Annotated in this window: 22 protein-coding genes and 2 tRNA genes; 18 read left to right on the top strand and 6 right to left on the bottom strand. The window is 49.7% G+C overall.

Going from position 1 to position 25878, the window contains the following annotated elements; translation table 11 throughout:
* Positions 1 to 73: 73 nt before the first annotated feature.
* Genes recD through recC form a run of 3 tightly spaced genes read right to left on the bottom strand, consistent with a single transcriptional unit; the run spans position 74 to position 8296 of the window.
* On the bottom strand, positions 74 to 1792 hold the full coding sequence (recD, locus tag Q7P67_RS07580) for an exodeoxyribonuclease V subunit alpha (protein ID WP_303851355.1): 1719 nt from the start codon (positions 1790 to 1792) through the stop codon (positions 74 to 76).
* The gene (recB, locus tag Q7P67_RS07575) at positions 1789 to 5205 is read right to left on the bottom strand and encodes an exodeoxyribonuclease V subunit beta (protein ID WP_303851354.1); all 3417 of its coding nucleotides are present in this window, start codon (positions 5203 to 5205) and stop codon (positions 1789 to 1791) included. Before recB ends, recD begins: the two co-directional genes overlap by 4 nt.
* Positions 5192 to 8296 carry an exodeoxyribonuclease V subunit gamma gene (gene recC / locus Q7P67_RS07570; protein ID WP_303851353.1) on the bottom strand — a complete coding sequence of 1035 codons (3105 nt, stop codon included), beginning with the start codon at positions 8294 to 8296 and terminating at the stop codon, positions 5192 to 5194. Before recC ends, recB begins: the two co-directional genes overlap by 14 nt.
* A gap of 90 nt (positions 8297 to 8386) precedes the next feature.
* Here recC and Q7P67_RS07565 point away from each other — a divergent pair, with 90 nt between their 5' ends.
* On the top strand, positions 8387 to 9703 hold the full coding sequence (locus tag Q7P67_RS07565; protein WP_303851352.1) for a diguanylate cyclase domain-containing protein: 1317 nt from the start codon (positions 8387 to 8389) through the stop codon (positions 9701 to 9703).
* A gap of 1 nt (position 9704) precedes the next feature.
* The gene (locus Q7P67_RS07560; RefSeq protein WP_303851351.1) at positions 9705 to 10157 is read left to right on the top strand and encodes a hypothetical protein; all 453 of its coding nucleotides are present in this window, start codon (positions 9705 to 9707) and stop codon (positions 10155 to 10157) included.
* A gap of 41 nt (positions 10158 to 10198) precedes the next feature.
* Here Q7P67_RS07560 and Q7P67_RS07555 read toward each other — a convergent pair whose 3' ends face one another.
* Positions 10199 to 11065 (bottom strand): DMT family transporter, encoded by an 867-nt coding sequence (locus Q7P67_RS07555; protein WP_303851350.1) that lies wholly within the window; start codon positions 11063 to 11065, stop codon positions 10199 to 10201.
* Between the two features lie 132 nt (positions 11066 to 11197).
* On the opposite strand from Q7P67_RS07555, the gene Q7P67_RS07550 reads away from it, so the two are divergent.
* The 16 genes from Q7P67_RS07550 to Q7P67_RS07475 all read left to right on the top strand — a co-directional run bounded on the left by Q7P67_RS07550 (position 11198) and on the right by Q7P67_RS07475 (position 24367).
* Positions 11198 to 11271, top strand: a tRNA-Pro gene (locus Q7P67_RS07550).
* Between the two features lie 237 nt (positions 11272 to 11508).
* The gene (locus Q7P67_RS07545; protein WP_303851349.1) at positions 11509 to 12123 is read left to right on the top strand and encodes a MotA/TolQ/ExbB proton channel family protein; all 615 of its coding nucleotides are present in this window, start codon (positions 11509 to 11511) and stop codon (positions 12121 to 12123) included.
* Positions 12116 to 12526, top strand: coding sequence for a biopolymer transporter ExbD (locus Q7P67_RS07540; RefSeq protein ID WP_303851348.1), 411 nt, complete (start codon positions 12116 to 12118; stop codon positions 12524 to 12526). Before Q7P67_RS07545 ends, Q7P67_RS07540 begins: the two co-directional genes overlap by 8 nt.
* A 56-nt stretch (positions 12527 to 12582) precedes the next feature.
* Complete coding sequence (locus Q7P67_RS07535; protein ID WP_303851347.1) at positions 12583 to 13296, top strand: TonB family protein; 714 nt, start codon at positions 12583 to 12585, stop codon at positions 13294 to 13296.
* Between the two features lie 2 nt (positions 13297 to 13298).
* Positions 13299 to 13454 (top strand): Com family DNA-binding transcriptional regulator, encoded by a 156-nt coding sequence (locus Q7P67_RS07530; protein ID WP_303851346.1) that lies wholly within the window; start codon positions 13299 to 13301, stop codon positions 13452 to 13454.
* A 119-nt stretch (positions 13455 to 13573) separates the two neighbouring features.
* Positions 13574 to 15607 carry a TonB-dependent siderophore receptor gene (locus Q7P67_RS07525; RefSeq protein WP_303851345.1) on the top strand — a complete coding sequence of 678 codons (2034 nt, stop codon included), beginning with the start codon at positions 13574 to 13576 and terminating at the stop codon, positions 15605 to 15607.
* Positions 15608 to 15616: 9 nt separating this feature from the next.
* Positions 15617 to 16177 (top strand): flavodoxin domain-containing protein, encoded by a 561-nt coding sequence (locus tag Q7P67_RS07520; protein ID WP_303851344.1) that lies wholly within the window; start codon positions 15617 to 15619, stop codon positions 16175 to 16177.
* A complete protein-coding gene (gene hutW, locus Q7P67_RS07515) occupies positions 16174 to 17562 on the top strand; it encodes a heme anaerobic degradation radical SAM methyltransferase ChuW/HutW (protein WP_303851343.1) in 1389 nt (462 codons plus the stop codon). The genes Q7P67_RS07520 and hutW overlap by 4 nt, the downstream gene beginning before the upstream one ends.
* An 11-nt stretch (positions 17563 to 17573) precedes the next feature.
* The gene (hutX, locus tag Q7P67_RS07510; RefSeq protein ID WP_303851342.1) at positions 17574 to 18065 is read left to right on the top strand and encodes a heme utilization cystosolic carrier protein HutX; all 492 of its coding nucleotides are present in this window, start codon (positions 17574 to 17576) and stop codon (positions 18063 to 18065) included.
* On the top strand, positions 18062 to 18994 hold the full coding sequence (locus Q7P67_RS07505; RefSeq protein WP_303851341.1) for an ABC transporter substrate-binding protein: 933 nt from the start codon (positions 18062 to 18064) through the stop codon (positions 18992 to 18994). The genes hutX and Q7P67_RS07505 overlap by 4 nt, the downstream gene beginning before the upstream one ends.
* 35 nt (positions 18995 to 19029) lie before the next feature.
* Positions 19030 to 19992 carry a FecCD family ABC transporter permease gene (locus Q7P67_RS07500; protein ID WP_369696013.1) on the top strand — a complete coding sequence of 321 codons (963 nt, stop codon included), beginning with the start codon at positions 19030 to 19032 and terminating at the stop codon, positions 19990 to 19992.
* Positions 19989 to 20765, top strand: coding sequence for an ABC transporter ATP-binding protein (locus tag Q7P67_RS07495; protein ID WP_303851339.1), 777 nt, complete (start codon positions 19989 to 19991; stop codon positions 20763 to 20765). Before Q7P67_RS07500 ends, Q7P67_RS07495 begins: the two co-directional genes overlap by 4 nt.
* Positions 20765 to 21586, top strand: a complete 822-nt coding sequence (locus Q7P67_RS07490; protein WP_303851338.1) for an ABC transporter ATP-binding protein — start codon at positions 20765 to 20767, stop codon at positions 21584 to 21586. The genes Q7P67_RS07495 and Q7P67_RS07490 overlap by 1 nt, the downstream gene beginning before the upstream one ends.
* Complete coding sequence (locus Q7P67_RS07485) at positions 21583 to 22329, top strand: ABC transporter permease (protein ID WP_303851337.1); 747 nt, start codon at positions 21583 to 21585, stop codon at positions 22327 to 22329. Before Q7P67_RS07490 ends, Q7P67_RS07485 begins: the two co-directional genes overlap by 4 nt.
* A 171-nt stretch (positions 22330 to 22500) precedes the next feature.
* Entirely contained in the window at positions 22501 to 23007 is a 507-nt protein-coding gene (locus tag Q7P67_RS07480; protein WP_303851336.1) for a hypothetical protein, read from the top strand.
* Between the two features lie 88 nt (positions 23008 to 23095).
* Positions 23096 to 24367: an HD domain-containing phosphohydrolase gene (locus Q7P67_RS07475; RefSeq protein WP_303851335.1), complete on the top strand. Its 1272-nt coding sequence runs from the start codon at positions 23096 to 23098 to the stop codon at positions 24365 to 24367.
* 175 nt (positions 24368 to 24542) lie between these two features.
* On the opposite strand, the gene Q7P67_RS07470 is transcribed toward Q7P67_RS07475, so the two are convergent.
* Both Q7P67_RS07470 and aroF read right to left on the bottom strand, forming a co-directional pair.
* Positions 24543 to 24615, bottom strand: a tRNA-Phe gene (locus Q7P67_RS07470).
* A 104-nt stretch (positions 24616 to 24719) separates the two neighbouring features.
* Entirely contained in the window at positions 24720 to 25736 is a 1017-nt protein-coding gene (aroF, locus tag Q7P67_RS07465; protein WP_303851334.1) for a 3-deoxy-7-phosphoheptulonate synthase, read from the bottom strand.
* Positions 25737 to 25878 lie beyond the last annotated feature (142 nt).

The raw sequence follows: 25878 nt of genomic DNA, 5'->3' as shown, positions 1-25878 counted from the left end.
TGTTTGGTATTTATATACGTCGCATAACTGCGTCATATTTTCTTCGGAACAGCTCACTTCTGAACAGAAACCGTCAACTTTTCAGATAATCTTCCAGACCTGAGAAACGCTCAGTGCGTCTGTTTAGATAGCTTCTTATTGCAGCTTCTGTCGAAATGACAGTCAGTTTTTCCTTTGCCCTCGTAACGGCTGTGTAGAACAGTTCCCGCGTTGCGATGGGTGAGTCCGATTCAGGCAGAACCAGAATCACATGGTCGAACTCCGACCCCTGACTCTTATGCACTGTCATTGCGTAAACATTTGTCCACGCAGGCATACGCATGACGCCAACAGGTTTTTCCCTGCCCGCAAAATATGCCTTCATACCGTCCCGTTTGACAACAAGCCCTGTTTCTCCATTGAAAAGATTCATGGAATAGTCGTTTTCCGTTATCATCACGGGTTGACCGTGGAAATATTTTTCCGTGCTGCTGCGCAGACCTTCGCGTGAGAGTGCGGAGAGTGCGAAGCTGTTTATCGCCTGCGTGCCGAACCGACCCATAACATTCGGACAGAGGATTATCGAGCGAGCCGCCGCTGTCAGCATATTCTGAGGTTCGGTTTCTGCTGTGATGATTTTATGCAGGTCTATGACATATCTTCTGAAAAAAGCCATCACGTCACCGTCCGCAGGTATAAAAGCTATCCTGCCTGTGGCGTCGTTCATAATAATGTCTGCGGCCTCGTCACCGTCACCTTTTCTGCAAGCCTTCGCAAGTCTGCCTATGCCCTCTGAGTCGTCGAACCTGTGACTTTCGGTGAGCGCTGCCGTGATATCGGAAATAGCCTTTCCGTCCGTGACAACGTCAGTGTCCGCGTATTCTTTTATAAGAGCTGCTCTGGCAGGAGTAAACGCTTCTGTATTGCCGGCAGTACAGATGTCGCCCAGAACCGAACCCGGCATAACGGATGATAGCTGATCTTTGTCGCCCAGAAGTATCAGCCGTGCACCCTGTTTGAGCGAGTTTACAAGCTCACTCATCATTTTCAGATCAACCATGGATGCCTCATCAACGATAACGACGTCATAAGGCATGGGATATTCTTGACTGAAACGGCTTCTGTCACGGCTTCCGGTTATTCCCAGAAGTCTGTGGAGAGTTACCGCTTTCAATCCGTCCAAATCCGCGAGCGTTTCGTTCAATCTGTTCGCCGCTTTGCCCGTTGGTGCTGTGACAGCTATATTCAGTGCTTTGTCAGAAAGTTCGTTCAGTATATTTAAGACTTTGCGCACGGTGGTTGTCTTACCTGTCCCCGGACCGCCAGTAATAACGCAGAAACCGGACAGACATGCACAGAGAGCCGCCGCTTTCTGCATGTTTGTGCCTTCGCCGAACTCACGAACCAGCAGTCTTTTGAGTTTTACGCCGTCTGTGACGGACAGGACTGCGCTTTTGCGGATGAAATCCCCAACAAGTTTTTCGCTGCGGTAAAAAGCGGCAAGATAAAGCCTGCCTCCACTGTGGATTACAGGTGCGGTTTCGTCCTCGGCAACTGCGCCGGAAACAGCGATTTTTTCGATATTCTCTGATGAAAAGGCTTCATCAAGTTCGTCTTTAAAGTCTTTGTAAAAAGGCAAAATATCAATTCTGTCGATTTTCAGACAGGTGTGTTCGGTTGAGACGGCATAGAAGAGTACGGCAAAAAAAAGATAAGCGTCCTGACAGCCGAATATTGCGCACATCTGTTTTGAAAACTGAATGTCAATGTCTCTTAACTGTCTGTTTTCGTATAATAAATCAGCCGTATTCATTGTTTAACCGCCGTTTCCGCCATTTTTTCTATGATTTTCCTCTTGGGTTTATGGAAAAAGATGCCGTTTTCACCTGTTTTCTCTACACCCCGCATGAAAATATATATACCGCCCCCGATATGCCTGTCGAAGTCGTAGTCCGGCATATACCGCGTAAGATGGACGTGGAGGGCGAGTGTATAGATGTAAAGCTGTAAGTAATAGTGGCTGTTCAGCATTTCGTCCAGCATCCTGCTCTGTGAATAGTCCTCCGCACGCGCGCCCAGAAAGTTTGATTTCCAGTCCAGAACATAGAATTTTCCGTCGCGGATGAAGATAAGGTCGGCAAAACCGGTCAGATAGCCCTTTACAGCCGTGAAATCCAGCGTTGCCGCAGCCTTAGCGAACTCTGTTTCGCCATCCCATGCGAATATGTCCGCAATTTCTCCCGCGCTGAACTGACGGGTTGACAGATTGAACTCCATTTCGTGTACGAAGTCGCAGTCTGGTATACCGGAAAGAGTTATTCCGTCAGTAAGTTCCCGTGTAAGGATGCTGTGTATGTTTTCCGTTACCGCCGGAATGAATTTTTCATCGAAAAAGTATTGTTTAAGTCTGTCCCGCACAGAGCTTTCTATTGTTTCCATGTCGCTTTTTTCAAGCGGGATATCTTCCATACACTCGTGGAGGCAGTTACCCGCCTTCGCTCCTTTCGGAAAGCTGAAAATGCTGTATCCTTGATTTTTTTCATCTGTTTGCGGTGCAAACTGGTCAGTGTCTCTGTCGTGGGATGCTTTATGAACCAGCCTTGAAAAGCTGTTCATCTGCCAGCTTTCGCTTATTTTCCCGCTGAAAACACGGTTATGTATATCGGTTTTATGCTTTTCAGGAGTATAATGCTGCAGGACTGCCTGCGGCATTGGCAAAATAGCGATGTGTTCGCATCCGCCCGCAAATCTGTGGATTGCGGCGATATCGTATTTCACATCCTTACCCACCGCGCCGTTGATAATGTACCCTATTGAGGATGAATGGTGCATATCCACAGGGGCGTATGCTGTGTAGCATACTGCTTTGGCGCGGGTAAGTGCCACATATGCCAGACGGAGAGATTCGGAGAGTGCCTCCGTGTCCGCCGTCTTTGACGCATCGGAATCCGGCGCCATATCTATAACAAGGTCGCTGTTTTCGTTGTGATATTTCGGGAACGATTTTCCGTCACGTCTCTTGCCATACATGAGAAAGGGTGTAAAAACAATATTGTATTCCAGACCCTTACTCTTGTGGATAGTTGTGATGTTCACTGCGTTGTCGTCGCTGTCCATCTTTTGCAGATATTCATCTTCGCGTCCCGCAGCTCCGCCTGTTTTTTCCGTCAGCCATAAAAGAAGCTGGGTCGGGGACGCCCTGTGCTCCGCCTCATACTGCTGTAAGAGTTCTGTGAGATGGATGAAATTGGTGATTATCCGTTCGCCGCCGCGTCTTTCTGCAAGGCGGGAGAACATTTCGTATTTCTCAGCCGCTCTGAAAAACACCGGCGCAATGCCTTTTGTTTTCATGATATCGGAGAATTCCGCGAAGTCCTCGAATATGCCTTCCAGTCTTTCTGACAGGGTGAAAAGCTCTCCGGCTGTCAGACCGAAAATGTCGGATGCAAGAGCAGTACGAACCGCTTTCTCAGAATACGGGCGCACCAGTGCAGCCACAAAATGCTTCATCTGGCTTGCCTGCGCGGTGTAAAAGACGTTTTCGGCTCCTGTTACGACACATGGGATCCGGTATTTTATGAGTGCATCTCGGACTTTCAGTGCCTGCTCGTTTTTAAGCGTCAGTACGGCGAAATCCGATGGTATGACGGTTCGTTTGCCGTCATTGTCCGCAAGCTGTGCCTTGGCATTTAAGAGCCTGGCTATCTCAAACGCGCATTTTTCGGCGATTTGCGCAGCATCTGGTTTTTCCTCGCAGTCGTCATACCAGAAGGTCAGGGGGCTCCTGCGTACGCCGCTTTCGATCAGTGAAAGGGTCTGTTTACCCGCGGAGGGGTTATAGCCGATTCTGTCGATGCAGAAGGGTTTTTCAGAGGCAAAAAAGAGGTTCACAGCCTCCACAAGACCGCTGTCGGAGCGGTGGTTGGTCGTAAGAGTGTATTGCTGTTCCCTGTCCTGCGCGGCTTTCAGATATGTAAACACATCTGCGCCGCGAAAGGCGTATATTGCCTGTTTCGGGTCGCCTATCATGAAGAGCGGTCTGCCTGTAGTTGAGAAAGTCTCGTGAAAAATATCATACTGAAACGGGTCGGTGTCCTGAAATTCGTCTATCATGGCAGCATGATACCGTTTTCTGAGGGTTTCCTTCATGGACGTTCCGCTCATGACCGCTTCGCGCATCCTGACTATCAGGTCGGTGTATGACTGGCTGTCTGCGAGCTGGTTATATTCGTCCAGAGTGCTGACGCAGTGGTCGTAGAATCCGCATTTTATCATGGTTCTGAAATCCGCTTTCATGGATTTCAGCGAGTCACAGAGTCCCAGCCACTCGTCAACTGCATCGTAAAGCGGGTGGTCGGGGGCTGTCTTGTTTTTGTTGGGGCTGCTCTGTATCTTCTGTGTCGTGAGCAGGTGCAGTTTGTGCAATGCGGGCGGTTCAGGCGTTTTCAGATTTGCAAGGGTGTCGAACGCGCTCTCCGCAGAGCCTTTGCCGTATGTTCTGCCGTTCAGGTTGCCGTAAATATCCTGTATCATCTGCGGGATATCGCATCCTGCAAGTATCTCTTTTACGCCTGCGAACGCTGCGGATATTTTCGCCTGAACGGTTTCGAAATCCTCTTCGGATACCTGCGGGCGGTTGATGATCCGCATGGATGGATTGTCCATCATATTCTTAACAAAGGAGATCATGGTGTCCGGGGTTTCGCCTGTCATAAGTTCGGCGAACTCCGGCCTCATGCCGTACATGCGTTTGCGCCAGTAGTCCTGAACCGGACGTTTCAGAAGAGCGGAAGCGTCACCCGCCAGCTTTGTTCCGAAGGCGATGTTTCCGCCGAAAGAGTTCTCTGTGAGCATCTTCTGGCAGAAGCCGTGGATGGTGCTTATCCCGTTCATATCGAAATCGCGGATAGCTGCGTCAATCTTCTGTTTTGCGTTTTCCGGCAGTTCTTTTTTCAGGTAGCCGCGCACAAACTCCGTTTTCGGCTCTTTGCCGTCAAGGGCAGCACGCATTTCTATAAGTCTTTCGTATATTTTAGTTTTGAGATCGGCGACAGCAGCCTTTGTGAACGTGACCACGAGTATCTGCTCAACTGTCATGGGCGTTTCTATGAGAAGCCGCACCGTGAGAGCCGTTATGGTGTATGTCTTTCCTGTTCCTGCGTTCGCCTCTATCAGATTCGAACCGCTGAGAGGGCAGTTGAGGATATCTATATTATTTATCTTCATAATCTTTTTCCGGCAGTCCGAATATTTTTATACCGTTCTGCGCCAGCAGCTCGCCGTAGCCGTCCCGTCCGAAACAGAGCGCATACTCCTGCCGTGCCGCCGCTGTTTCAAGACTCTCTTTGACTGCAGGATATCTGTTTTTAAACTCGCCTTTGAACGCCCTGTAACCGTCGTCGGGATGGAAACAGAAAGGATATTTCAGTCCGTTCAGGAAGATTTCTGCATACTCTGCGAGCGCCTCTTTGCGGCAGTCCGCTGAAAGCACCGTTCTGTCACCGTCAACGTTAATCATTATTGCATTGTAAGAATATCCGCAGTTGAGCAGAACGAGCTGGCGTATCCGCGCCCGCAGAAGGTCTTTTGGCTTCAGCCCGCCGTGTTTCGTATAAATCATACCGTCTGCCGCGATGTCATCTATCCTGAAATTAATCTTCAGGCCACCGATGACAATGCTGTCAGTGATGCTGTGCGGTGCTCCGTGAGCCAGTACCGCATCGGAAATCTGCTGTGCTTCCCGCATTATTTTCCGCGTATATCCTTCGCCTATACCGCCGGAAGGGATCTGCGCTGTGGCATGAGCATATGCCAGCAGTATGTTTGGGGAATCTCCGTTTACAGTGCTGCGTGCGACTTCTGACCTTATTTTGTAAGCCTGTAAGTGGTCGAGCACCAGCCGTTCAGTTTCCGGCAGAGCCGCAAAATTTTCGGACAGGTCTATGCCGAGTGTCTTTTCAAGGAAATAGCGTGGCGGATTTATGAAAAATCGTTCGAAATCCGCAAGGGATACCTCAGACGGCAGTTCCGCCGGAATTTCCCCGCCGCAGAAATTCCGTTCGCCGTATTTTGTGCCAAAAACCGATGCAGCGGCGTATCTCTCTGCACTGTATGTAAAAAGTCTGTCGTTGTTCTCAAAATATTTTCTGCTGAAGCTATGCAAAGGGTGTTCGGTCACGGCGTTTTTCATGCCGAACCGATTATCAAGGTGCCTTAAAAGCTCCGTTACCGCTATGGACGGAACCAGCTTCCTGTTGTCGGTTTCGCTTCTGCCCGTATAGCTTATGAAAAGCCTGTCTTTGGCGCTGATAAGTGTTTCCAGAAACAGGTATTTGTCGCTCTCTCTCTGTGTTCTGTCCCCTTTTTCGGGCTTAGCGGAGATAAGGTCGAACTCCGGCTCGGTCTTCAGACGCGGAAAGGCGCCGTCGTCCAGTCCGAGTATGCAGATGATGCGGAACGGGATGCTCCGCATTGGCATCATGGCGCAGAAGGTTGTCTTGCCCGTGATGAATCCCTTGGCTGTCCGCACTTCGTCCAGTTTGCCGGAAAGAGTTTCGTATACCGGGCGGAAGGGCATCTTTATTGGGCAGACGGAGGTTTCCTCGCGAATATCCGCTATCATCTTGGCAATGGCGACGTTTTCGTCGGCGTATTCCGGTTCGGTGCTCAGAAATCTGTCTGCAAACTCCGCCAGAATCCCGCACCACTCCTCCGCGGTGCGCTCTGTGTCCATCAGTTTTGAATAGTGGGCGCAAAGCTCCACAAACCGCATCAGTCCGCCGAGCTGTTTCGCCATTGAGAAGGGCACGTCAGTTCCCGCCGCTTCCGCGTATATTACCTGTCTGCCGCCCTCGGCAAGCCCCAGCGCAAGTCTGCGCATGGCTCTGTCCCATGTGAAGGGCGTGTCGGCGGTGACTCCGCCGGCTTTCATAGACTCCGCGTCAATTCCCCAGTACGCGCCGTTGCGTTCCAGAACGTCCGCAATGTCCTGAACACCTGTTATTCCGAACCTGCCGGATATAACGGGACTTTCTATTAGCTTTACCACCGCGGCAAGGCTGAACTCGCCAGTTACGGCGGAGATAAGCTCTGAAAATACGTTCGCAGTGCTGCTTTCCGCCTTTGCAGGGATGTCGGCGATGGTGTAGGGTATCGCCGCCTGCGGACTGTACGGGTTGTCGAACACAGCGCGGATGTATGGCGCATACCGCTGTATGTCCGGCGTCATGACAAGCACGTCGGCAGGGGTTATACTGCCGTCTTTTGCCATGGCATCCAGCAGAAAATCGTAGAGCGTCTGGGCTTCCCGCAGGGGGTTGTGGCATGAATTTATGCTTATGGAATCGTCCGGCTGAATGCCTTTTCGCTCCGTAAAGTCGTATATCTCCGCCTGAATACCGCCCAGAAGGGTTTCGGAGAAGGGTTCGTCAAAGTATTCGTATTTGATGTTTGCGTTGTCGTTAGCAGTGAGAAATTCGAAAAAGTCCCTGCCCATGGTGCCGAGGTTGTCCAGAAGAGGGTGGTTCTGAAACATTTTAAGCTCTTCGCGGGTTTTGCCGGTGCGTTTCTCCGCGCGGCTTATCTCTCTGTCGGACATGGAATCGCCGAAATACTGCTCGGTAGGGCAGAGCAGATAAAGATTTACGTCCGCGCCCTCGCTCACCGCATAAAGCACTTCCATGAAAAAACGCGGAATAACACTGATTCCGAAAAGATGCGCAGTGTCAACGTTTTTGAAGTTCACCCGTCCTGCGGAGCAGTCTTTCATATATCTGTTGAGTACGAACGTCTTACATCTTTCTTTGTTCGGAAATGCCTCCGCGAACAGCCAAGGCTGCCAGCTTTCGATGTTCTTTGTTCGCTCGTGTGCGCCCTGCGTCAGCCAGTCCTTTACCATGGCTGGTCTGTACAATTGGTACTGGTCGAAGATATCGGATATCTTCTGCGCCAGACGGAAAGTTTTTATTCTGTGCGGGTCGTTATTTATGTAGTTGACGAGTTCGGAATTCAAACCGTTGTCCGTGACCTGCGCCAGTGTGCGGTAGATGTTCCATGTTAGCTGCTGTCTGTCCGTCCACAGGTTTTCACTGCCGAAATGCCGCTCCGCAAGCCTCTTTATCAGCGCGGCGGGAAACAGATAATCAAGGTTTGCACTGACCCCCGCCTGCTTTGCAAGCTGCAGACCTATCCAGCGCTGCATACCGGAGGTCTGAACGCAGATGACCGGTTTTTTAAGCGGATGTGCAGGGTCGTACAGCTTTTCAGCCATAACGTTTATCAGATTTTCAAGATTATTGCCGATATATATGTTGAGCATTGACAGATTATATCTGTATAATCAGCCGAATGAAAGTCCTGAGATGACTTTTATTCCATGATTTGTCTGTCTTTTTGAGGTTGATGCGCTATGACAACATTAAAGTCTGACAGGAAAGGGAAAACCGCCGGAACACATCGGCTTATATCTGCGGATGAGGATCCGGGCTTTTTGTGTGCCGTTCTGCACGGGATACAGGATGCCGTTCTGCTGCACGATACAAAAGGAAACGTTCTCAGTTATAACGCGAAACTCCTTTCTCTTCTGGGTGTTGAGGAGAATCAGATGGAGAACATCGGCAGCTTTTTCGATTTTTCCGCTGACGACATCAACTTTCAGGCGGGGATTAAGTTCTTCTCCGATGCTGTTGATGGCAGAGACCAGATATTTACATGGCAGATCAAGAAGCCTTCCGACGATGTTATCCTTGACGCTGAAGTATTCCTTACCCGTATAAAATACGGCAGGAAATGGGCGGTTCTTGCCACAATCAAGGACATAACGGATAAAAAGCGCATTGAACACGAACTTGTTAACTCCGAAAAAAGGTACAGGCAGCTTGTTGAGTATTCGCCGGACGGTATCGTTATCCACCGCGACGGGGTTATAAAATATATAAACCCTGCCGGAGCAAGGATATTCGGCGGTGCGGCAGAGGATATTCTCGGCTGCGAGGTGCTGAGCTTCTTCCCGGAAGAGGACAGGGGCATGATTGCGGAGAGACTGCGGAAACTGTATAAGGACGAGACCACCATGCCCGTTGCGGAGGCGAAAATGCTCCGCAGAGACGGACGCGTAGCCCATGTTGAGTTTGCGGCAATACCTTTCAGCATGGACGGACGTACTGCGGTTCAGGTCGTTATACGCGACATAACACAGAAGAAGATCCAGGAAGAATACATCCGCTATCTGGCACTGCACGATACTCTCACGGGGCTTCCGAACCGCGACCTTCTCAGCGACAGGATTAATCAGGCTGTGGAACGCCGGAAACGGGATAAAAAGAAACTGGCGGTTATATACATAGACCTCGACGGCTTCAAACCCGTTAACGATACGCTGGGGCACGCGGCTGGCGACATCGCCCTTAAAAAGATAGCCCACAGGCTGAACGAGGCGATAAGAAAATCCGACACGGCGGCGCGCATCGGCGGAGACGAATTTGTCGTTCTGCTGGAAGCGGTTCATGACAAAAAGGAGATCGAAGGCATAGCCGGAAGGATACTGGATTCAATCAACGAAGAACTTGTTATAGACAAAACTGTCTTTCATATAGGCGCAAGCATGGGGATAAGCATATATCCCGACGACAGCAAAGACCATGTTAAACTCATGGCGATGGCCGACCGTGCCATGTACGTTGCCAAAAACAACGGAAAAAACCGGTATATTTTCTGCGGCGGGTGAAATGGGAAGAACTTACGACATAGCCGACAATCTTGTGAAGATGGCTGAACGACTGAAATACGGCGACCACAGCGCAAAGGATAAGGTGCTGGAATACGCCGGAAAACTCATCAGCGAGGAGTTCGGCTCCACCAGCATCTATATGCAGAAACTGGGTATGATAGTCTTCACTGCCAGAGATATGAGCGGTCTGTCGTTTGAAGATGCGAAAGAGGTATCCAGAGATAAATACGTTTTTCAGGAAGGAGTCAAGCGCCTCGTAGCGCTGCTTGAACAGGTGCGCGGAGCCATAGGCGAACCTGCGAAGCTGGAGGGCGACTTTGTCGTCGTTCAGGCGAGAGACAAAAACAGCCTCGCCCGCATCACATCATACATAAAAGCCAAAGGCTACAACACAATAGTCATATCTGACACGGACGACTGGAAAGAAAAGCTGGATGAACTGCTCCCGTGACAGGGTAAAAAAGACTTTATGTCTCTGCAAGCGCACCAGCCTCAATACTTCCTGTACAGGTTCAGGTTCGGGACAACTATTCCTGCTATCAGAAGAATCACGCCGAATATCTGAAACGGCACGATGATCTCACCGAGAAAAACTCCTGCAAGGATGAGTGTTATAACAGGTTCTATTGAACTGAATATCGAAGTATATGCAGCACCTATTTTTTTCAATGCGGAATAGAGAAAACCCATTGCCATTGCAGACGGAATAAGCCCCAAAGCTGCACAGAGCGCGAACTGCTGAGCGGTCAAGCCTTCTATGCCTGTGCCTCCGTTCAGAGCGGTGTATCCCATGGCAGTGAACAGTGTGACGTAAAACGTTGCCGCAGTGGAGTTTTCATTTTTCAGGACACGCTGCGCGACAACCAGATATGTGGAGAAAAGCACCATTGATATACCGGCAAAGATTATTCCTCTGATATCGAAACTACGCTGAAAGGCGTCATAGAATACCAGACAACAGCCGCCCAATATCAGCAGAACTGATATAAACGATGAGAATCTGAATTTATCCTTCAGAAATGTCACTGAGAGCAGCAGAACTGCCAGCGGATAGAAATACAGTATCAGGGATGCTGTGGAAGCGGGGATATATTCTATTGCCCTGAAGAACATAAGACTTTGCCCAAGATAGAACACCAGTCCGAGAAAAGCGGATTTCAGGACAAGTTTTTTGTTCGGCTTCAGCACATTTCTGTCTGTAACGGCAAAATAGAGAAACAGAATCAGGGTGGCGAAGAGAAAGCGCAGGGCAAGCATCCGCACGGACGTCATTCCCATCGACATACCTATTTTACCGAAAATAACCAGCGTAGCATAGCAAGCCGCAGAAAGAACCGCGACAATGATTCCTTTGAACATTTGTCATCCCCACATGCAAAAAATATGGATATTCTCAATAAATTAAAAAGTCAATATATTAACAGATTTATTGTTGGTATGGTGCTTGACATTTGCAGTTCAGTCTACTATAGATATATCTCTTTAAATGTTCGGGATGTAGCGCAGCTTGGTAGCGTACCTGTCTTGGGAACAGGTGGTCGCAGGTTCAAATCCTGTCATCCCGATTTAAAAAAGGCATCAGCCATCTGGCTGGTGCCTTTTTTTGTATATTGTATGACAGGATTGCCCGAACTTGTTTCGGGTATAAGCATTGTAAATTTATTGAATGTTCGTATTATCCGTTTAATCTCTACCATATTTCCCCCGTTTTCCCAGCATCTTATCGACAGCTATACATTAAACCACTTGACATGGCATGAATGAGTTGATATTGAAACTCATTATCTAAATCTGGAGGAGAGATGGATCTTGCCTATTTCATTCAGAAGGGCGGGCTGATGATGTATCCACTCGCTCTTTGCTCCGTTGTTCTGTTAACTGTCTTTCTGGAACGCCTCTGGTTTTTTCTGTCGAACAGAGGACACAGGGAGACATATCTGGCGGCGCTGAAATACGTTTCAGAGGGCAAAACAGCGGAGGCAAAGCTGTGTCTTGAGGGTTCAAGAGGCGAAACCGAGCGGGTCTTTGCCGAGGCGCTGAGCCATGCGGAGGTGAGCAGGCACGACATGGAGCATATCATCACCAACCGCGGTGTGCAGGAGCTTCAAAGATATGCGAAACATCTGCATGTGATGGAACTTATTGGGCGTATTGCCCCTATGATGGGGCTTTTCGGAACTGTTCTCGGCATGGCTGCGGCGTTTCGCACGGTTGCCGCGTATAAGGGCGCTGTTGATCCCGCTCTGCTTGCGGGCGGCATATGGGAGGCTCTGATAACAACCATAGCCGGATTGTTCGTAGGTATTCCGGCGCTTGTCATATATCACTTTTTTGAAAAGAGTCTGCACACGAAAGCCGTAAACCTCAAAGTGCGCGGAGAGGAAATGGTGCGGGTTCTGGAGAAACTGCATGATTGATTTTGATATATTCCACAAAAAAGACAGCTCGCCGGATATGACACCCATGATAGATATGGTCTTTCTGCTGCTTATCTTTTTTCTCCTTACATCGGTTTTCAGTATTCCTGCCGTAAAGACGGATCTGCCGGAAAGCACCACAGCGCAGCAGGTTAAGCAGGATGAGCTGACAATCGCGGTTAAATCAGACGGCAGCGTGTATCTGAACGATTATCCTGTGGACGACATCCATCTTCGAATGATGCTGGGCAGAAAACTTGCCACTGCCGACGAAAAGATTGTGAACGTTTCGGCGGATAAAAGTGTGGATTTCGGGCGTATTGTGAAAGTGATGGATATTGCGAAGGAATCCGGTGCGGAATCAGTTGCGTTCCTCGCAGATGATGTTTCAGGACAAAATTAGTCTTTGTTGTGTTTTTGTGTTGACACTCAAATTAGATAATGATAATCAGTATCATTATGGAAATTCGGTATGATGATGGTATAAAATACAATCCGGTGAGAGCATACGCTCTTTGTGTTTTTCTTTCCGTTGGACTGCACGTCTGGCTGAGCACTTTCAGTATTGAAGACAGGACAGACAGAAAAGAGGAGATAATGCGTGTTCTGCTGAAGCACGCTCCCGCTGTTTCCGAACCGGCGGTTCATCCGCATGAGGCTTCGGAGCCACTGCCTTTGCCGCCTCAACCTGTTAAACAGCAGAAGCCGGAGGAAAAAGCCGTTGTGAAAGAGGCCCCTGCAAAGCCTGCCCCTTTTGCTGAATCTGTTAAGACGGTGCCAGTTGTTCAGGAAAATGTTGCGCCGGAAACAGTAAAACCTGTGCAGACAGCTCCGAAAGCGATTGATATACCTGTGCAGCGACCCGCGGAACCTGTGAAACAGAAGCCAGCGTTCGACTATTCAGGCTATCAGAACAGACTCGGCGGAAAGCTGGAAAACAATAAAAAATACCCATACATGGCACGCAGGAAGGGTATGGAAGGCGTTGTGCAAATCAAGGCTGTCATAGGCGCGGACGGTTCGCTTGTGTCCTCGTCGGTGCAGCAGTCCAGCGGATTCGGGTTGCTGGATGACGAAGCTATGCGGCTCATCCGATCTGTTTTTCCGTTCGAAAAAGGTTCGGGTGAACAGTTTACGATAGTGATACCAATAAATTACAGGCTTACAGAATGACAATGAACACCAACGAGGCTATCCCGCTCTTCAAAGAGGAGATACGATGCCGGAGGTGCGGTAGGCTGCTTATGAAAGGGCTTGTCCGCGCGGTAGAGGTAAAGTGTCCCAAATGCGGGTACATACAGGTCATAGCGGCACAGACCTCAAAAAAGTGACGCATTTCAAAAGGCGATAAACGGCTCCGTTTCAGGGGCTGACCGTAAATAATTCAGAGAATCTTAGAATTCCAAAAAACCAACAGGAGATATTTCGTATGACAGGTAGGAAACTGTTAATGTTTCTTTGCGCTCTCTTTGTTTCGGCATATGCGATGGCGGCTGAAACAACGCAACTGAAGCAGAATGAGGTTCTCGTTACGGCGACAAGAACAGAGAAGAAAGCCGCGGAAGTTCCCATGACTCTTTCGGTTGTAACCGATGAGGATATTTCAAAATCGGGGGCAGTTACCCTTGCCGACCTTTTAAGGGACATTCCCGGTGTTCAGCTTTCATCCACAGGTTCGGCCGGTATATTCCGTCTCAGCCTTAGGGGTGAGAGTGCGGCGAGAACACTGATTATGATCGACGGCGTTAAGATTTCCGAACAGAAATCAATGGACGGCGCACCGCTTCTGGTGGACATAAACTCCATTGAGCGCGTTGAAGTGATAAAAGGTCCCGCATCAGTGCTCTACGGTTCAGAGGCTATCGGAGGCGTTATCAACGTTATTACTAAAAAGGGCGGTACGAGAGCCATTCAGGGTTCGTTTACCACCATGTACGACACAGGCACTGAGGGAACCAGCAACACTCTTTCGCTTTACGGCGGTCACAAAGGTTTCTATTACAGGATGGAGGCTACCTCTGTTGATCAGGGCGACCGCAGGGATTCCGATGGGGACAAGGTTGACAATACAAAATTCGAAAGTACCAACTACAGAGCCTTGGTAGGTTTCAAAAATAAGAAATATGACATTGGTGTTGAGCATACTCAGTATCGTTCGGACAACGAGGTTAAGACAGGGTATGAGGATGCAGACCTGTCTGCAGGTGATATGAAAATGGAGATGGATCTGCCCGACTGGGACAGGGACAAAACTCAGGCGTATTTCGAGATGAACAACGAAGGTTCTTTGCTCAGCCGCCTGCGTGTAGACGCATACACTCAGAATACCTATAAGAAGTTCATCAACAACATGTACATGAAGATGGGACCCACGACGGCGACCTATCTTTCCACCACAAAGAACGATCTGGATTCCGTTGGCTTCAACGCTCAGGCAAACTTCAGCTTTACGGACTCAAACCTGCTTATAGCGGGAGTTGAATATATGAAGGACGACCTTGAGGCGAAAGAGAACATCCTTAACTTTATGGCGACAACTCCGGTTGATTCCACAAGTGATGCGAACCAGTCTTCATGGTCATTTTTCGCACAGGATGAACAGGTTATCGCTCAGAACTTCGTGCTGACAGGCGGTCTGCGCTATACCAAAACGGAAACCGAGCTTGAGAGCACCACTAAGGCTGGACAGACCCCCGGCAGTTCCGACACCGACAGCACAGTTGGAAGCATCTCACTGATGTATAACGGTATCAAAAACACAGTGTTCCGCGCGCAGGTTGCGACAGGTTACAGAACACCAAACCTCCAGCAGCTTTACATGGGCACAACCCACGGCAGCAGCACACCCACGAAATCCAACAAAGACCTTGATTCTGAAACAAGCACCAACTACGAGGTGGGTGTAAGATACGCCGGAAGCGGTCTGGATGCAGATCTTGCACTGTTTTACAGCAAAGCGAAGGATTACATAACCACAGTGAAGGTCGCGGATCCCACAACCACAAGCGGTTTCGCCAATCTCTATACGAACGTAAACGAAGCTACGACTAAAGGTCTTGAAATGACAATCGGATACACCATTGCGGATTTCCGCCCTTATGTTGAAGCTACGCTCATAAAGCGCGATTTCGACTACGGTACATACAGCACAACAAAAGTAGGCAGCCCCGAAAAATATGCCAAATACGGTGTTGAATACGACAAAACCATCGGCAAGAACCTCAGTCTGAACGCAGATCTGTATGTCAGATATGCGGAGACCGCTGAAACAGAGGATTCCGCCGGTGATATTACCGAAGATTCAGGCTACAGCACATACAACCTGTCCGTTTCCGGTGTTTACACTTTCGACAGCGGACGCAGGTTCCTCCTCTCTGCGGAGGCTCTCAACCTGAACGACGAGGACTATTACCTTGCAGGTGCCACAGAGGCGCTGGTTGAACCCGGCAGACACTATGTTCTGAAAGCCGGAATAGAGTTTTAAGGAAACGACATGACTGTAAAGATAGTATACGCGACGCGTTACGGTTCATCGCGGGAAATTTCCGGCTGGATAGCCGAAAGGTTTGAGGCGGAAGGCTTTACGGTCAGACTTGAGAATGTTTCGGATGCTGAAGGGGCTGAGGGGTACGATCTCGTACTCCTCGGCTCCGGTATTTACAACCACGGCTTTTTGAAGGAGCTTGAGGAATACATAGAGAAACATTCTGAAAGTCTGAAAAACATAAAAACAGCGCTTTTCGGCGTGGCGATGAAAACGGAACCCATAATGTACAAAGGCAGAAGCCACGGCGGAATACTGATGCTTGAAAAATACGCACAGCAGCTTGGCGACAGAGTTATAGGCTGCGAAATGCTCCACGGTCAGATGGTGTTCTCCGCCATGAACGAAAAGGACAGAAAGGGCATTGAGCAGTTTTATAAGATGATAGGTCTTTCGGATACCGAAGCTGCGGAGCGCAAAAAACCCAGAACTCTGATGAACAAGTCTGAGTGCTGGGATTTCGCCTGCGGACTGATGGAAAAACTGAACAGGGCAAAGGTGACGGCATGAGCTGGACAGAGGAACTGGACGAAGAGAAACGCAGACTGATATTCGGCAACGAGGATTCACAGGTTTTTGCCTCTGCTTATGACAAAAAGCGAACTGTACATGCGGGCAGCAAAGGGCAGACGCTGACTCCCGAAGAGGCGGCAAAGGCGTGGATGGGAGCCTGCTCGCAGGCTTCGGATGCGAACAAGCTGGTATATGTGAACGTTCCGTTCTGCCAGACCAGATGCCTATACTGCGGTTTTTTCAAAAACCTTGCGAAAGCCGACATGATGGAGGCTTTCAGCAATGCGCTTGCACAGGAGATAAAGAGCTGTGCGCATCTGCCGCTGTTTTCATCTGGCAGCATAAACGCGGTATATATCGGAGGCGGTACGCCGGGCGCACTTAGTGCGGAGCAGATTTCCCTTATGCTGCAAACAATAAAGGAGAATCTCCCCCTTGCCAACGACTGCGAATTTACTTTTGAAACTAGAACCTATCAGCTAACCGACGAGAAGATTGACGCCTGTCTGAATGCGGGTGTCAACCGTTTTTCTCTGGGCGTTCAGTCTTTCGATACAAAGGCGCGCCGTGCCATCGGCAGGGTTGACGATGGCGAGACGGTTATCAGGATGATAGAGAAGCTGAAAAGTCTGAACGAGGCGGCGGTGTCCATCGATCTGATGTTCGGTCTGCCATATCAGAGCGAATCGGACTTCATAGACGATATCCTCACTGCGGACAGGATCGGCGTTGACGGCATGGCGCTGTATCAGCTCAACGTGTTCGACGACGGCAAACTTATGGAGAAGATAAAAGAGGAAAAACTTCCGCCCCCGCCCACAACGGCACAGCAGGCGGTTTATTTTATAAAGGCGCACGCAGTGATGCAGCGGCTCGGCTATATGCAGCCTTCCATGGCGCACTGGGTGCGGGATACCCGCGACAGAAGCCTATATAACCGCATGACGAAGCAGGGGCATATGATGCACGCTTTCGGTGCGGGAGCGGGCGGTCGTACACAGCAGCACGGGTATTTCACCCATATGGCGCTGGAACCCTATCTGGGTATGGTGAAGGCGGGGCGCAAGCCCGTCATGGGCATGAGCAGGAATCACGAGCGTCAGCGTCTGCACAATATGATTTCCAGTCAGATAGACTGCGGGTACCTCCGCGGCGATATGCTTGACCGCGAGGCGGGATTCAGGCTGACGGAAGTTTTCGAACCGCTTATAGGCTCATGGGAAAAGAGGAAACTTGTTGAGCGTGTTGGAACCACTGTAAAGCTGACCCCGCAGGGACAGTTCTGGTATGTGAACATGGCTCAGTCGCTCATAGACGTTACGGAACTGTATTTCAACAGCGGATACACACCGACGGCGGCAAAGGTCGCCGCACAGAATTAAGGAGATGGAACATGACGGAAACCATAAAGCAGTATCTTGACGAGAAAAAGGGCGTTGCCACAGTTATGGCGGCGCGCGCTTTGAACGTGCCGGAAAGGGATGTTGTGCGCGCTCTGGACGAGCAGTCGTTCGAGGTGAGCGTCTCACGTTTTAATGAGATAATGGACGACATAAGCGAGTGGGGCGAGATACTTATGATAGTATCCAACGGCAGCGTGATATGCGAGGTATCAGGCGGACTGCCCAAAGGTTCATACAGCCACGGCATGTTCAACCTTCACTCCGACACATCCTCTATCGGCGGGCACCTAATGGCGCACAAGTTCGACAGCATCCATTTCGTCAGCCGCCCCTTCATGGGCAGGGAGAGTCTGTCGGTTCAGGTTTACGACAAAGACGGAAACGCAGCTTTTAAGATACACGTCGGCAGGGACGAAAAATACGAGCTGAAACAGGATCAGGTTGCAAAGTTCCATGCCCTTAAAAAGAGGATGATGCAATGAAAAATATACTGGTAATACTTCTTGTTCTATTGTGCGGTTCCGCTTTCGCACAGATAAGTTTTAAGGATTCCTCAGGTCAGACGGTTACTCTGGAAAAGCAGCCGCAGAAGGTCGTTGTGCTGAACAGCTCGAACCTTGAGATGTTCTTTGCGGCAGGCGGTATTCCTGCGGCATATGCTGCGAGCAATACCACCCCGGTTTATATCGAAAACCGTCTGAAAGGCGTGCCCAACGTAGGCAGGGTGGAAAACCCCGACATTGAGCGTATCGTCGCCATGAACCCTGATCTCGTGATAGGCATGAATTTCCCGTTCCACGTCGCCCTGCGCTCGTCGCTGAACGGCGCAGGAATAAAGGTTGCGCTGTTCTCGCCTGTGACTTTGCCGCAGGTGAAAGAGACCGTGCAGATATTCGGCACCATCACAGGTAACAAGGCGAAGGCAGCGGAATCGGTGGCTGACATCGACAATAAGCTGAAAACAGTTCAGGACAGACTGAAAGGCATTAAAAAGGTGCGCGCGCTGGTGCTCTACGGCTCACCTGAAAGCTATAACATGGCGCTGCCGGACAGCTATGCGGGCATGATGCTTGAGATGGCTGGCGGCGACAACATAGCCGCAGGAGCTAAATCCGACAGAAAAGGACCAATGGCGGGTTCGGCAATGTCCAGAGGTTTTGCGCCTGTGAGCCTTGAAAACATCGCAGTTCAGAATCCCGATTATATCTTTCTGATAAATCACGACAATAAAACACAGGCGAAAAACGATTCCAGCCTTACGAAACATCCCGCATGGAGCGGTCTTACAGCCGTTAAAAACGGGAAAGTTATCAGCCTGCCCTTTGAAACATACGGAAACAACCCCACCGTCCGCACCGGAGATGCGGTTCTGGGGCTTGCTAAGATAATGTATCCGGAGCAGTTCAAGTGAGAGAGATCACAGACAGCGACGCTAAAAGGCGGCTCATGACCGGAGCCGCCGGTCTGATGCTGCTGGCGGCGGGTTTTGTCGTCAGCGTCATAACGGGAACGGTTGACATATCCGTAGGCGATATGGCGCGGATTTTCACAGGCGTTCAGACGGACGGCATGTACCATGTGCTGATGAACATCCGCCTGCCGAGGATAATCACCGGCGCTTTTGTGGGTGTCAATCTCGCGCTTTCCGGCGCCATTCTTCAGGCCGTTCTTAAAAATCCCCTCGCCGATCCCGGCATAGTCGGCGTTACGGCGGGTGCCGGACTTTTCGCTATGGCGGTGATGATACTTCTGCCCTCGTTTACGCATTTGGTTCCTCCTGCGGCGTTCATAGGGGCTTTTGTCACCTCTCTTGTAATTTACTTTCTGGCTTATGACGGCGGTGCGCACCCCCTCCGGCTTATATTGGCGGGGGTGGCTCTCGCCGCTTTTCTCGGTGCCTTTATGTCCAGCCTCACAGTGCTTTACAGCGACAGGGTGCAGGGCACCGTAAACTGGATGGCTGGTTCTCTCAGCGGGAAAAGCTGGATACACGTCAAGATGATACTGCCCTACACCCTTCTGGGTTTGTTCGGTGCCGGAATAGGGGCACGGTATCTCAATATCCTTATGCTGGGGGATGACGTTGCCCGCGGATTGGGGCTTTCTGTTGAGCGTGTCAAGTTTATGCTGACAATGCTTGCGGCTCTGCTTGCAGCGTCCGCGGTCAGCGTGGCGGGGCTTCTGGGGTTCGTGGGGCTTATCGTTCCTCACATAACAAGGCTTATTATAGGTTCCGACAACCGCTTCCTGATACCTTTCAGCGCGGTATTCGGCGGAATCATAGTTATATTTGCGGATACGGCGGCGAGGGTGGTCTTCGCACCATATGAACTCCCTGTTGGTGTGGTAATGGCTTTTGTGGGGGCGCCGTTCTTCCTCTATCTTCTCAGCAGGAGCAGCAGGTCATGAATTTCTTTGCATGTGAAAACCTCTCCGCCGGATACGGCAGGAAAGAGGTTCTGAAAAATATAACACTTTCCTTTGAAAAGGGGCGCATCGCCTCTGTCATAGGTCCCAACGGATCCGGCAAGTCAACCCTGCTGAAATGTATGGGCAGACTGCTGAAACCTTCGGCTGGCTGTGTTTATCTGGACGGAAGATCTATTTCGTCAATGACTGACAGTGCAATTGCCCGCAGCGTGGGTATCCTGCCTCAGTCGCCCAGTGCGCCTGGGGATATTCCCGTCCACTGCCTTGTGGCATACGGAAGGAACCCCCACAAAAAAGCGCTCTCATCGTTTACAAAAGAGGACAGAGAGACAGTCGAATGGGCTATGCACGCAACGGGGCTTCAGGATAAGCGGTTTTTGCGCCTCGGACAGCTTTCGGGCGGTGAACGTCAGCGGGCATGGATTGCCATGGCGCTTGCACAGCGCCCGCAGATACTTCTTCTGGACGAACCCACGACATATCTGGATATCCACCACCAGTTCGAGGTGCTGGAACTTCTGGAAAAGCTGAATACGTCCTGCGGGCTCACCGTGGTGATGGTTATGCACGATCTCAATCTCGCTTCGAAGTTTTCAGGCAGACTTATCGCCATGAAGGACGGACAGGTTCTTCTGGATGGATGTGCTGAGGAAGTTCTTACCGAAGAGAACATTTTTGATATCTTCCGTGTGAAAAGCCGCATAGTGGATATGGACGGCAGCAGGGCCGCCATGTATATGGGTGTCGCCTGATGCTACTGGAAGTGATGAACGTTCGCAAAACCTACGGAAAGGTTGTCGCTGTGGACGACGTGAGTTTCAACATAGGCAGGGGCGAAATATTCGGACTTCTGGGCGAGAACGGCGCAGGCAAAACCACCACAATAAAGATGCTCTCCACTCTGGCAAGACCTGATTCGGGTCGTATTCTCCTGAACGGAAAGGACATACAGAAATACAGACGGGAGACCAGAAGGCGTATCGCCGTGGTGTCGCAGGATATGAATCTCGGATACGAACTTTCGGTCTTTGAAGTCCTTTATATCTACGCACTTTTGCGCGGGATCAGAAACAGCAGAAAACTTATAGACGACACCATTGAAAAGCTGGGTATGACGGAAAAGCGCAACGCAAAGGTCGGTACTCTGTCCGGCGGGCAGAAGAGACGCGTTATGGCGGCGCGGGCGATGATTTCCGGCGCGGAACTGATATTCATGGACGAACCAACCATAGGGCTTGACCCTGCCGTCCGGCGGGAGATGTGGGAGATGATACGGCAGATGCAGTCGGACGGACGCTCCATACTGCTCACCACCCACTACACCGATGAGGCTGAATACCTCTGCGGACGGGTTGCCATCATGGAGCGCGGGCGTATTGTCAGTATGGATACACCTCAGAGCCTGATAGACTGCGCGGGTGCGTTCGCGGTTGACATAAACAGCAGGACGCTGCTTTTCAGAGACAGCGGAGAGGCGGACGAATACATTGCAAAAGAGAGCCTGACAGGTCACAGAGTGCGGCAGACGAAGCTGGACGACGTGCTCGTCAGCAGTATAGGCAGGGCGGTATGACTGAGGCTTTAATGGGTTCCTATGCGGTGCTTTACCGCGAGATGCTGCTTTTTAAATATAAACTGATGAGGCTTGGATACGTTTTTTACAGCGTTTCCACGCCTATTCTGTATCTTCTGGCGTTTGGGCTTGGTTTCGGTTCAAGAGTACAGATACCGGATTACGGAGCGTTTCTAATTCAGGGTATAGTCTGTATGAGTTCCATGACCAATTCCTTTAATATGGTCTCCGTGTCCGTTGGAATGGGCAGGCTCCATTCCGGCGAGTTTCAGACGGTGCTTACTTCACCCGTTTCCGCATCATCCGTAATGGGCGGACTGGTGCTTTCGGGCATTATCCGCGGCCTGTTTGCGTCTTCCATGATACTTCTGGCGGGACTTTTTGTTTTTCATGTATTCCCTTTCACTACCATGGGACTGTTTGCTCTTGTTCTTAACACCGCTTTCTTTTCAGCCGCAGGGGTCATTATAGGGGTCATTATAGACGATATGGAGAACCACGCTGTTCTTACCAACTTTATAATCATGCCCATGGCTTTCTTTTCCGGTACGTTTTATCCGGTGGATTTTCTTCCGCACTGGCTCCAGAAAGTAGTATGGATTATGCCGCTCAGTCATGCCAACAAACTCATAAGGGTCGGTGAACTTAATTCCGCCACGGCTTCATCTTTCGTCCTGCTTTCGGGACTCACTCTGGTATGTATTGCCGCCGGCACTGTCATGCTGGACAGATATACGGAATAACCCCGTTGCTTAAAAAGGCTTTCAAATCCGCAGAATAATTTCAGGATTTCACACGCAGATATTTTCCTGAGATAACAGAATTTTAAAGAAATGTTTCTATAAAAGGCAAATAATAGGGAAAATTTATGAGATGATGTTATAATATGTTCATATCCAAATGAACGGTGTATTATGGTTAACAGACATTTAAGTCCGGAATTTTCAGACAGTCTTGTTGTGTTCCTGTATCAGCACACGAACGAGCTGATAAACAGGATACTTACCTATTCGATAGAGCTGAAGTTCTCACTCTACACATCCACCCACAGAGAGGCATGGCGCGCGTCCATAAACGGGCTGAACGACGTTATTAAAGATTATATCGAAAATTATTCCGTTACTCCGGAAATATTCTGCCGCGAAACAGGCGCCACCGACGCAGCGTCAGCTTTCGGCATTGCAGAGGCAAGAAAACACTTTGAAAGAGGTGTCAGCCTCAAAATGTTCCTTGGGCTGTATAAGTATTATGTATGGGCATATCTGGACACTCTGGAGGATTTCGGCGGAAGCGAAGAGGAAAAGGCGCTGGCAAGGGAATTTATCATCAAGATATTCAGCCGGATAGAATATTATCTGATTGCTGAATGGATTTCGCAGCTTCAGGAGAAGGCTCCGGAGGGGTTCCCTGCGGAAGAGTAATTCTGTAATTTGCGTTTCGTTGGTTATGTTGACGTATATGTGATAATATAAACTACACACAAAATATTCTGTTATTCCGAGGACGCTTATGGAAAAGATATCTCTTAAAGAACTTGCTTTTCCGCTTATCAAGGCTATCGACAGTTTCAATTATCTTCTGAAAGCACACCAGAGAAGAACCTCTGTTATCGCATATCACATCGGTAAAAAACTGGGGCTTAACTACGGCGATATGGTTGAGCTTGTCGTTGCTGCGGCTCTGCACGATATAGGTGCTCTTTCTGTTCAGGAGCGGGATTCGCTTATTAAAGAGGATGTCGAAAACCCTGCCCCGCACTGTCTCATGGGCTACAGGATGCTGTCGGGATTTGATATGTTTTCAGATATCGCAAAAATAATACGCCATCACCACATCCGGTATGAAGACAGGGGCAGATATGCTGAAGATATAAAATTTCAGAGCTACATTATCCATCTTGCCGACAGGGTGGACATCTGTCTTTCTCCAGACCATTTTATTCTCAACCAGAAGGAAAAGGTTACGTCACAAATCCTTGAAAAGAGAGGCACGGTTTTTCATCCCGACGTGTGCGACGCGTTTGAAGAGGCATCAAAACCGGATATCTTCTGGATAGAAATAAACAGTCTCAGTATGGAACAGTTGTTTTCAAGGATAGATTTCATAAGCTCCATTGAGCTGACCAGGGAGCAGATTGAGCAGTTTGCGCTGACTATTTCCCATATAATAGATTTCCGCAGCAGGTTCACGGCAGGACATTCGTATACCGTGGGGAAGCTCGCGGGTTTCATAGGCAGGATTCTCGGCATGGACGAAGACGTCTGTCTTAAACTGACCATCGCCGGATATTTTCACGATATCGGTAAAATTGGCATAGATACGCAATATATCGAAAAGATGGGTCCTCTCACCGACGAGGAATATAACATGGTCAAACTTCACTGCTATTATTCGGGGCAGATACTCAGCGAGCTTAACTCTTCCGAATGGTTCAGGGACGTTGTTAAATGGGCGCAGTATCACCACGAAAGGCTTAACGGAAACGGATATCCATTTTCTATCAGCGGCGAAGATATTGACGCCGGCACAAAGATAATCGCATTTTCCGATATGATATCAGCACTTATGGAGGACAGACCATATCGGGCAAGACTCAGCATCGACGTTGCGTTCGATATAATAGATAACTATGCCGCAGATAATATCGACCCGGAGATGATAAAGGTTATCGACAGGTATAAACCTGAGATTCAGCAAATTGTTGACGACTGTAAGAAGAGAGCGGAACGCACATATGACGAATCGGTTTCATATAATATGGGCTGCGGAATTGCGGAGTGATTCATTTCAGATTTGTTCGCCTGCATCGTGCAGACTCCAAAAAGACCTGCCTATTATTTCCGCCGACATCCTGTCGGCTCATCACACATATTAGATCGGCGTTCACAGGCTTCGATTCCATCTAGCCAGATTATTAAATGAAAAAGGCAGTCCGAAGACTGCCTTTTATGTTGAATGCCCAGGGACGGAATCGAACCATCGACACGTGGATTTTCAGTCCACTGCTCTACCGACTGAGCTACCTGGGCGGTACGCTCTCAAAAGCGAGGTCTAAAAATATCGAAAAACACCTTCGATGTCAACATCTATTTTGCATTTTTTCAATAAAATTTTCCCCGCTTCTATCAGCGCATTATATTGTTCTGCCAACAGCAAGAGCTATTGAACGCAGACTGCCCATCAGCTCAAGAAACTGCGTCGGTGTGAGCGACTGCGCGCCGTCCGACCACGCTTTTTCAGGGTTGGGGTGCACCTCAATAATAAGTCCGTCCGCGCCTATTGCAACAGCCGCTTTGCTCAGCGGTCCGACATATTGCCAATGACCGGCTGCGTGGCTGGGGTCTATCATGATCGGCAGATGGCTTTTCGCCTTTATAACGGGCACTGCGCTGATATCCAGCGTGTTTCTAGTGGCTGTTTCGAAGGTTCTGAGTCCTCTTTCGCAAAGGATAACGTTCTTGTTGCCCTCGCAGAGGATATATTCGCTGGCTGTGAGGAACTCCTCAATGGTTGTGGACATGCCGCGCTTCAGAAGCACGGGCTTGTCTGTTTTGCCAAGCTCTGTCAGAAGGGCGAAGTTTTGTATATTTCTTGCTCCCACCTGGAACATATCTGCGTATTTGTATACCATATCTACGTATTTGGGGTTTGTTACCTCTGTAACAACGGGAAGTCCCGTAACCTCACGGGCTTTCGCCAGAATCTTCAATCCTTCTTCTGCGAGACCCTGGAAAGCGTAGGGGGATGTGCGGGGTTTGAAAGCGCCGCCTCGGAGCATGGATGCACCTGCTGCTTTAACAAATTCTGCTGTTTTGATTGTCTGTTCTTCAGATTCAACCGAGCATGGTCCGGCTATAACTGGGATGTTTTCGCCTCCGAAAAGAACACCGCAGCAATCAACGATGGTGGGCTCGTCCTTAACTTCACGGCTGGAGAGCTTATACGGCTTGCTGATGGGGATAACCTTGTCCACTCCCAGCATTTCGCCGATGACGGTCATTTTGTCCCTCTGCCCGTCCACGCCGACCAGACCAATCACAACGCGTTCCTTGCCCTCGATAACATGGGCGTTGAACCCTATTTCCTCTGCGGTTTCGATAACTCTTGCGACGCTTTCCTGCGCCGCTCCGATCTTCATAACTACTATCATCTTATACCTCCGGTATTTAAATTTCAGCGACTTTAAGCGCTCCCGCAGGCATAAAAAAACCGCGGGAGCCTGTGAAGCCGCCGCGGTCTTAAAATCTTATATCAATGCCCAGACCGGATTCAGACGGCTACACTCCTATTGC

This window comes from Seleniivibrio woodruffii (assembly GCF_029267515.1).
GTDB lineage: Bacteria > Chrysiogenota > Deferribacteres > Deferribacterales > Geovibrionaceae > Seleniivibrio > Seleniivibrio woodruffii_A.
Note: the sequence above shows the minus strand (reverse complement) of the source record. Positions and strands in the feature narration are given on the sequence as shown.

What these genes read in the sequence shown, in the direction of transcription:
- Q7P67_RS07540 (WP_303851348.1), top strand. Translation starts at nt 12,116, where the DNA reads ATGATTGATTTTGATATATTCCACAAAAAAGACAGCTCGCCGGATATG.
- Q7P67_RS07480 (WP_303851336.1), top strand. Translation starts at nt 22,501, where the DNA reads ATGGTTAACAGACATTTAAGTCCGGAATTTTCAGACAGTCTTGTTGTG.
- Q7P67_RS07525 (WP_303851345.1), top strand. Translation starts at nt 13,574, where the DNA reads ATGTTTCTTTGCGCTCTCTTTGTTTCGGCATATGCGATGGCGGCTGAA.
- Q7P67_RS07535 (WP_303851347.1), top strand. Translation starts at nt 12,583, where the DNA reads ATGGAAATTCGGTATGATGATGGTATAAAATACAATCCGGTGAGAGCA.
- Q7P67_RS07555 (WP_303851350.1), bottom strand. Translation starts at nt 11,065, where the DNA reads ATGTTCAAAGGAATCATTGTCGCGGTTCTTTCTGCGGCTTGCTATGCT.
- recD (WP_303851355.1), bottom strand. Translation starts at nt 1,792, where the DNA reads ATGAATACGGCTGATTTATTATACGAAAACAGACAGTTAAGAGACATT.
- Q7P67_RS07505 (WP_303851341.1), top strand. Translation starts at nt 18,062, where the DNA reads ATGAAAAATATACTGGTAATACTTCTTGTTCTATTGTGCGGTTCCGCT.
- Q7P67_RS07495 (WP_303851339.1), top strand. Translation starts at nt 19,989, where the DNA reads ATGAATTTCTTTGCATGTGAAAACCTCTCCGCCGGATACGGCAGGAAA.
- Q7P67_RS07490 (WP_303851338.1), top strand. Translation starts at nt 20,765, where the DNA reads ATGCTACTGGAAGTGATGAACGTTCGCAAAACCTACGGAAAGGTTGTC.
- hutW (WP_303851343.1), top strand. Translation starts at nt 16,174, where the DNA reads ATGAGCTGGACAGAGGAACTGGACGAAGAGAAACGCAGACTGATATTC.
- hutX (WP_303851342.1), top strand. Translation starts at nt 17,574, where the DNA reads ATGACGGAAACCATAAAGCAGTATCTTGACGAGAAAAAGGGCGTTGCC.
- Q7P67_RS07545 (WP_303851349.1), top strand. Translation starts at nt 11,509, where the DNA reads ATGGATCTTGCCTATTTCATTCAGAAGGGCGGGCTGATGATGTATCCA.
- Q7P67_RS07520 (WP_303851344.1), top strand. Translation starts at nt 15,617, where the DNA reads ATGACTGTAAAGATAGTATACGCGACGCGTTACGGTTCATCGCGGGAA.
- Q7P67_RS07500 (WP_369696013.1), top strand. Translation starts at nt 19,030, where the DNA reads ATGACCGGAGCCGCCGGTCTGATGCTGCTGGCGGCGGGTTTTGTCGTC.
- Q7P67_RS07475 (WP_303851335.1), top strand. Translation starts at nt 23,096, where the DNA reads ATGGAAAAGATATCTCTTAAAGAACTTGCTTTTCCGCTTATCAAGGCT.
- Q7P67_RS07485 (WP_303851337.1), top strand. Translation starts at nt 21,583, where the DNA reads ATGACTGAGGCTTTAATGGGTTCCTATGCGGTGCTTTACCGCGAGATG.
- Q7P67_RS07560 (WP_303851351.1), top strand. Translation starts at nt 9,705, where the DNA reads ATGGGAAGAACTTACGACATAGCCGACAATCTTGTGAAGATGGCTGAA.
- Q7P67_RS07565 (WP_303851352.1), top strand. Translation starts at nt 8,387, where the DNA reads ATGACAACATTAAAGTCTGACAGGAAAGGGAAAACCGCCGGAACACAT.
- aroF (WP_303851334.1), bottom strand. Translation starts at nt 25,736, where the DNA reads ATGATAGTAGTTATGAAGATCGGAGCGGCGCAGGAAAGCGTCGCAAGA.
- recB (WP_303851354.1), bottom strand. Translation starts at nt 5,205, where the DNA reads ATGAAGATAAATAATATAGATATCCTCAACTGCCCTCTCAGCGGTTCG.
- Q7P67_RS07530 (WP_303851346.1), top strand. Translation starts at nt 13,299, where the DNA reads ATGAACACCAACGAGGCTATCCCGCTCTTCAAAGAGGAGATACGATGC.
- recC (WP_303851353.1), bottom strand. Translation starts at nt 8,296, where the DNA reads ATGCTCAACATATATATCGGCAATAATCTTGAAAATCTGATAAACGTT.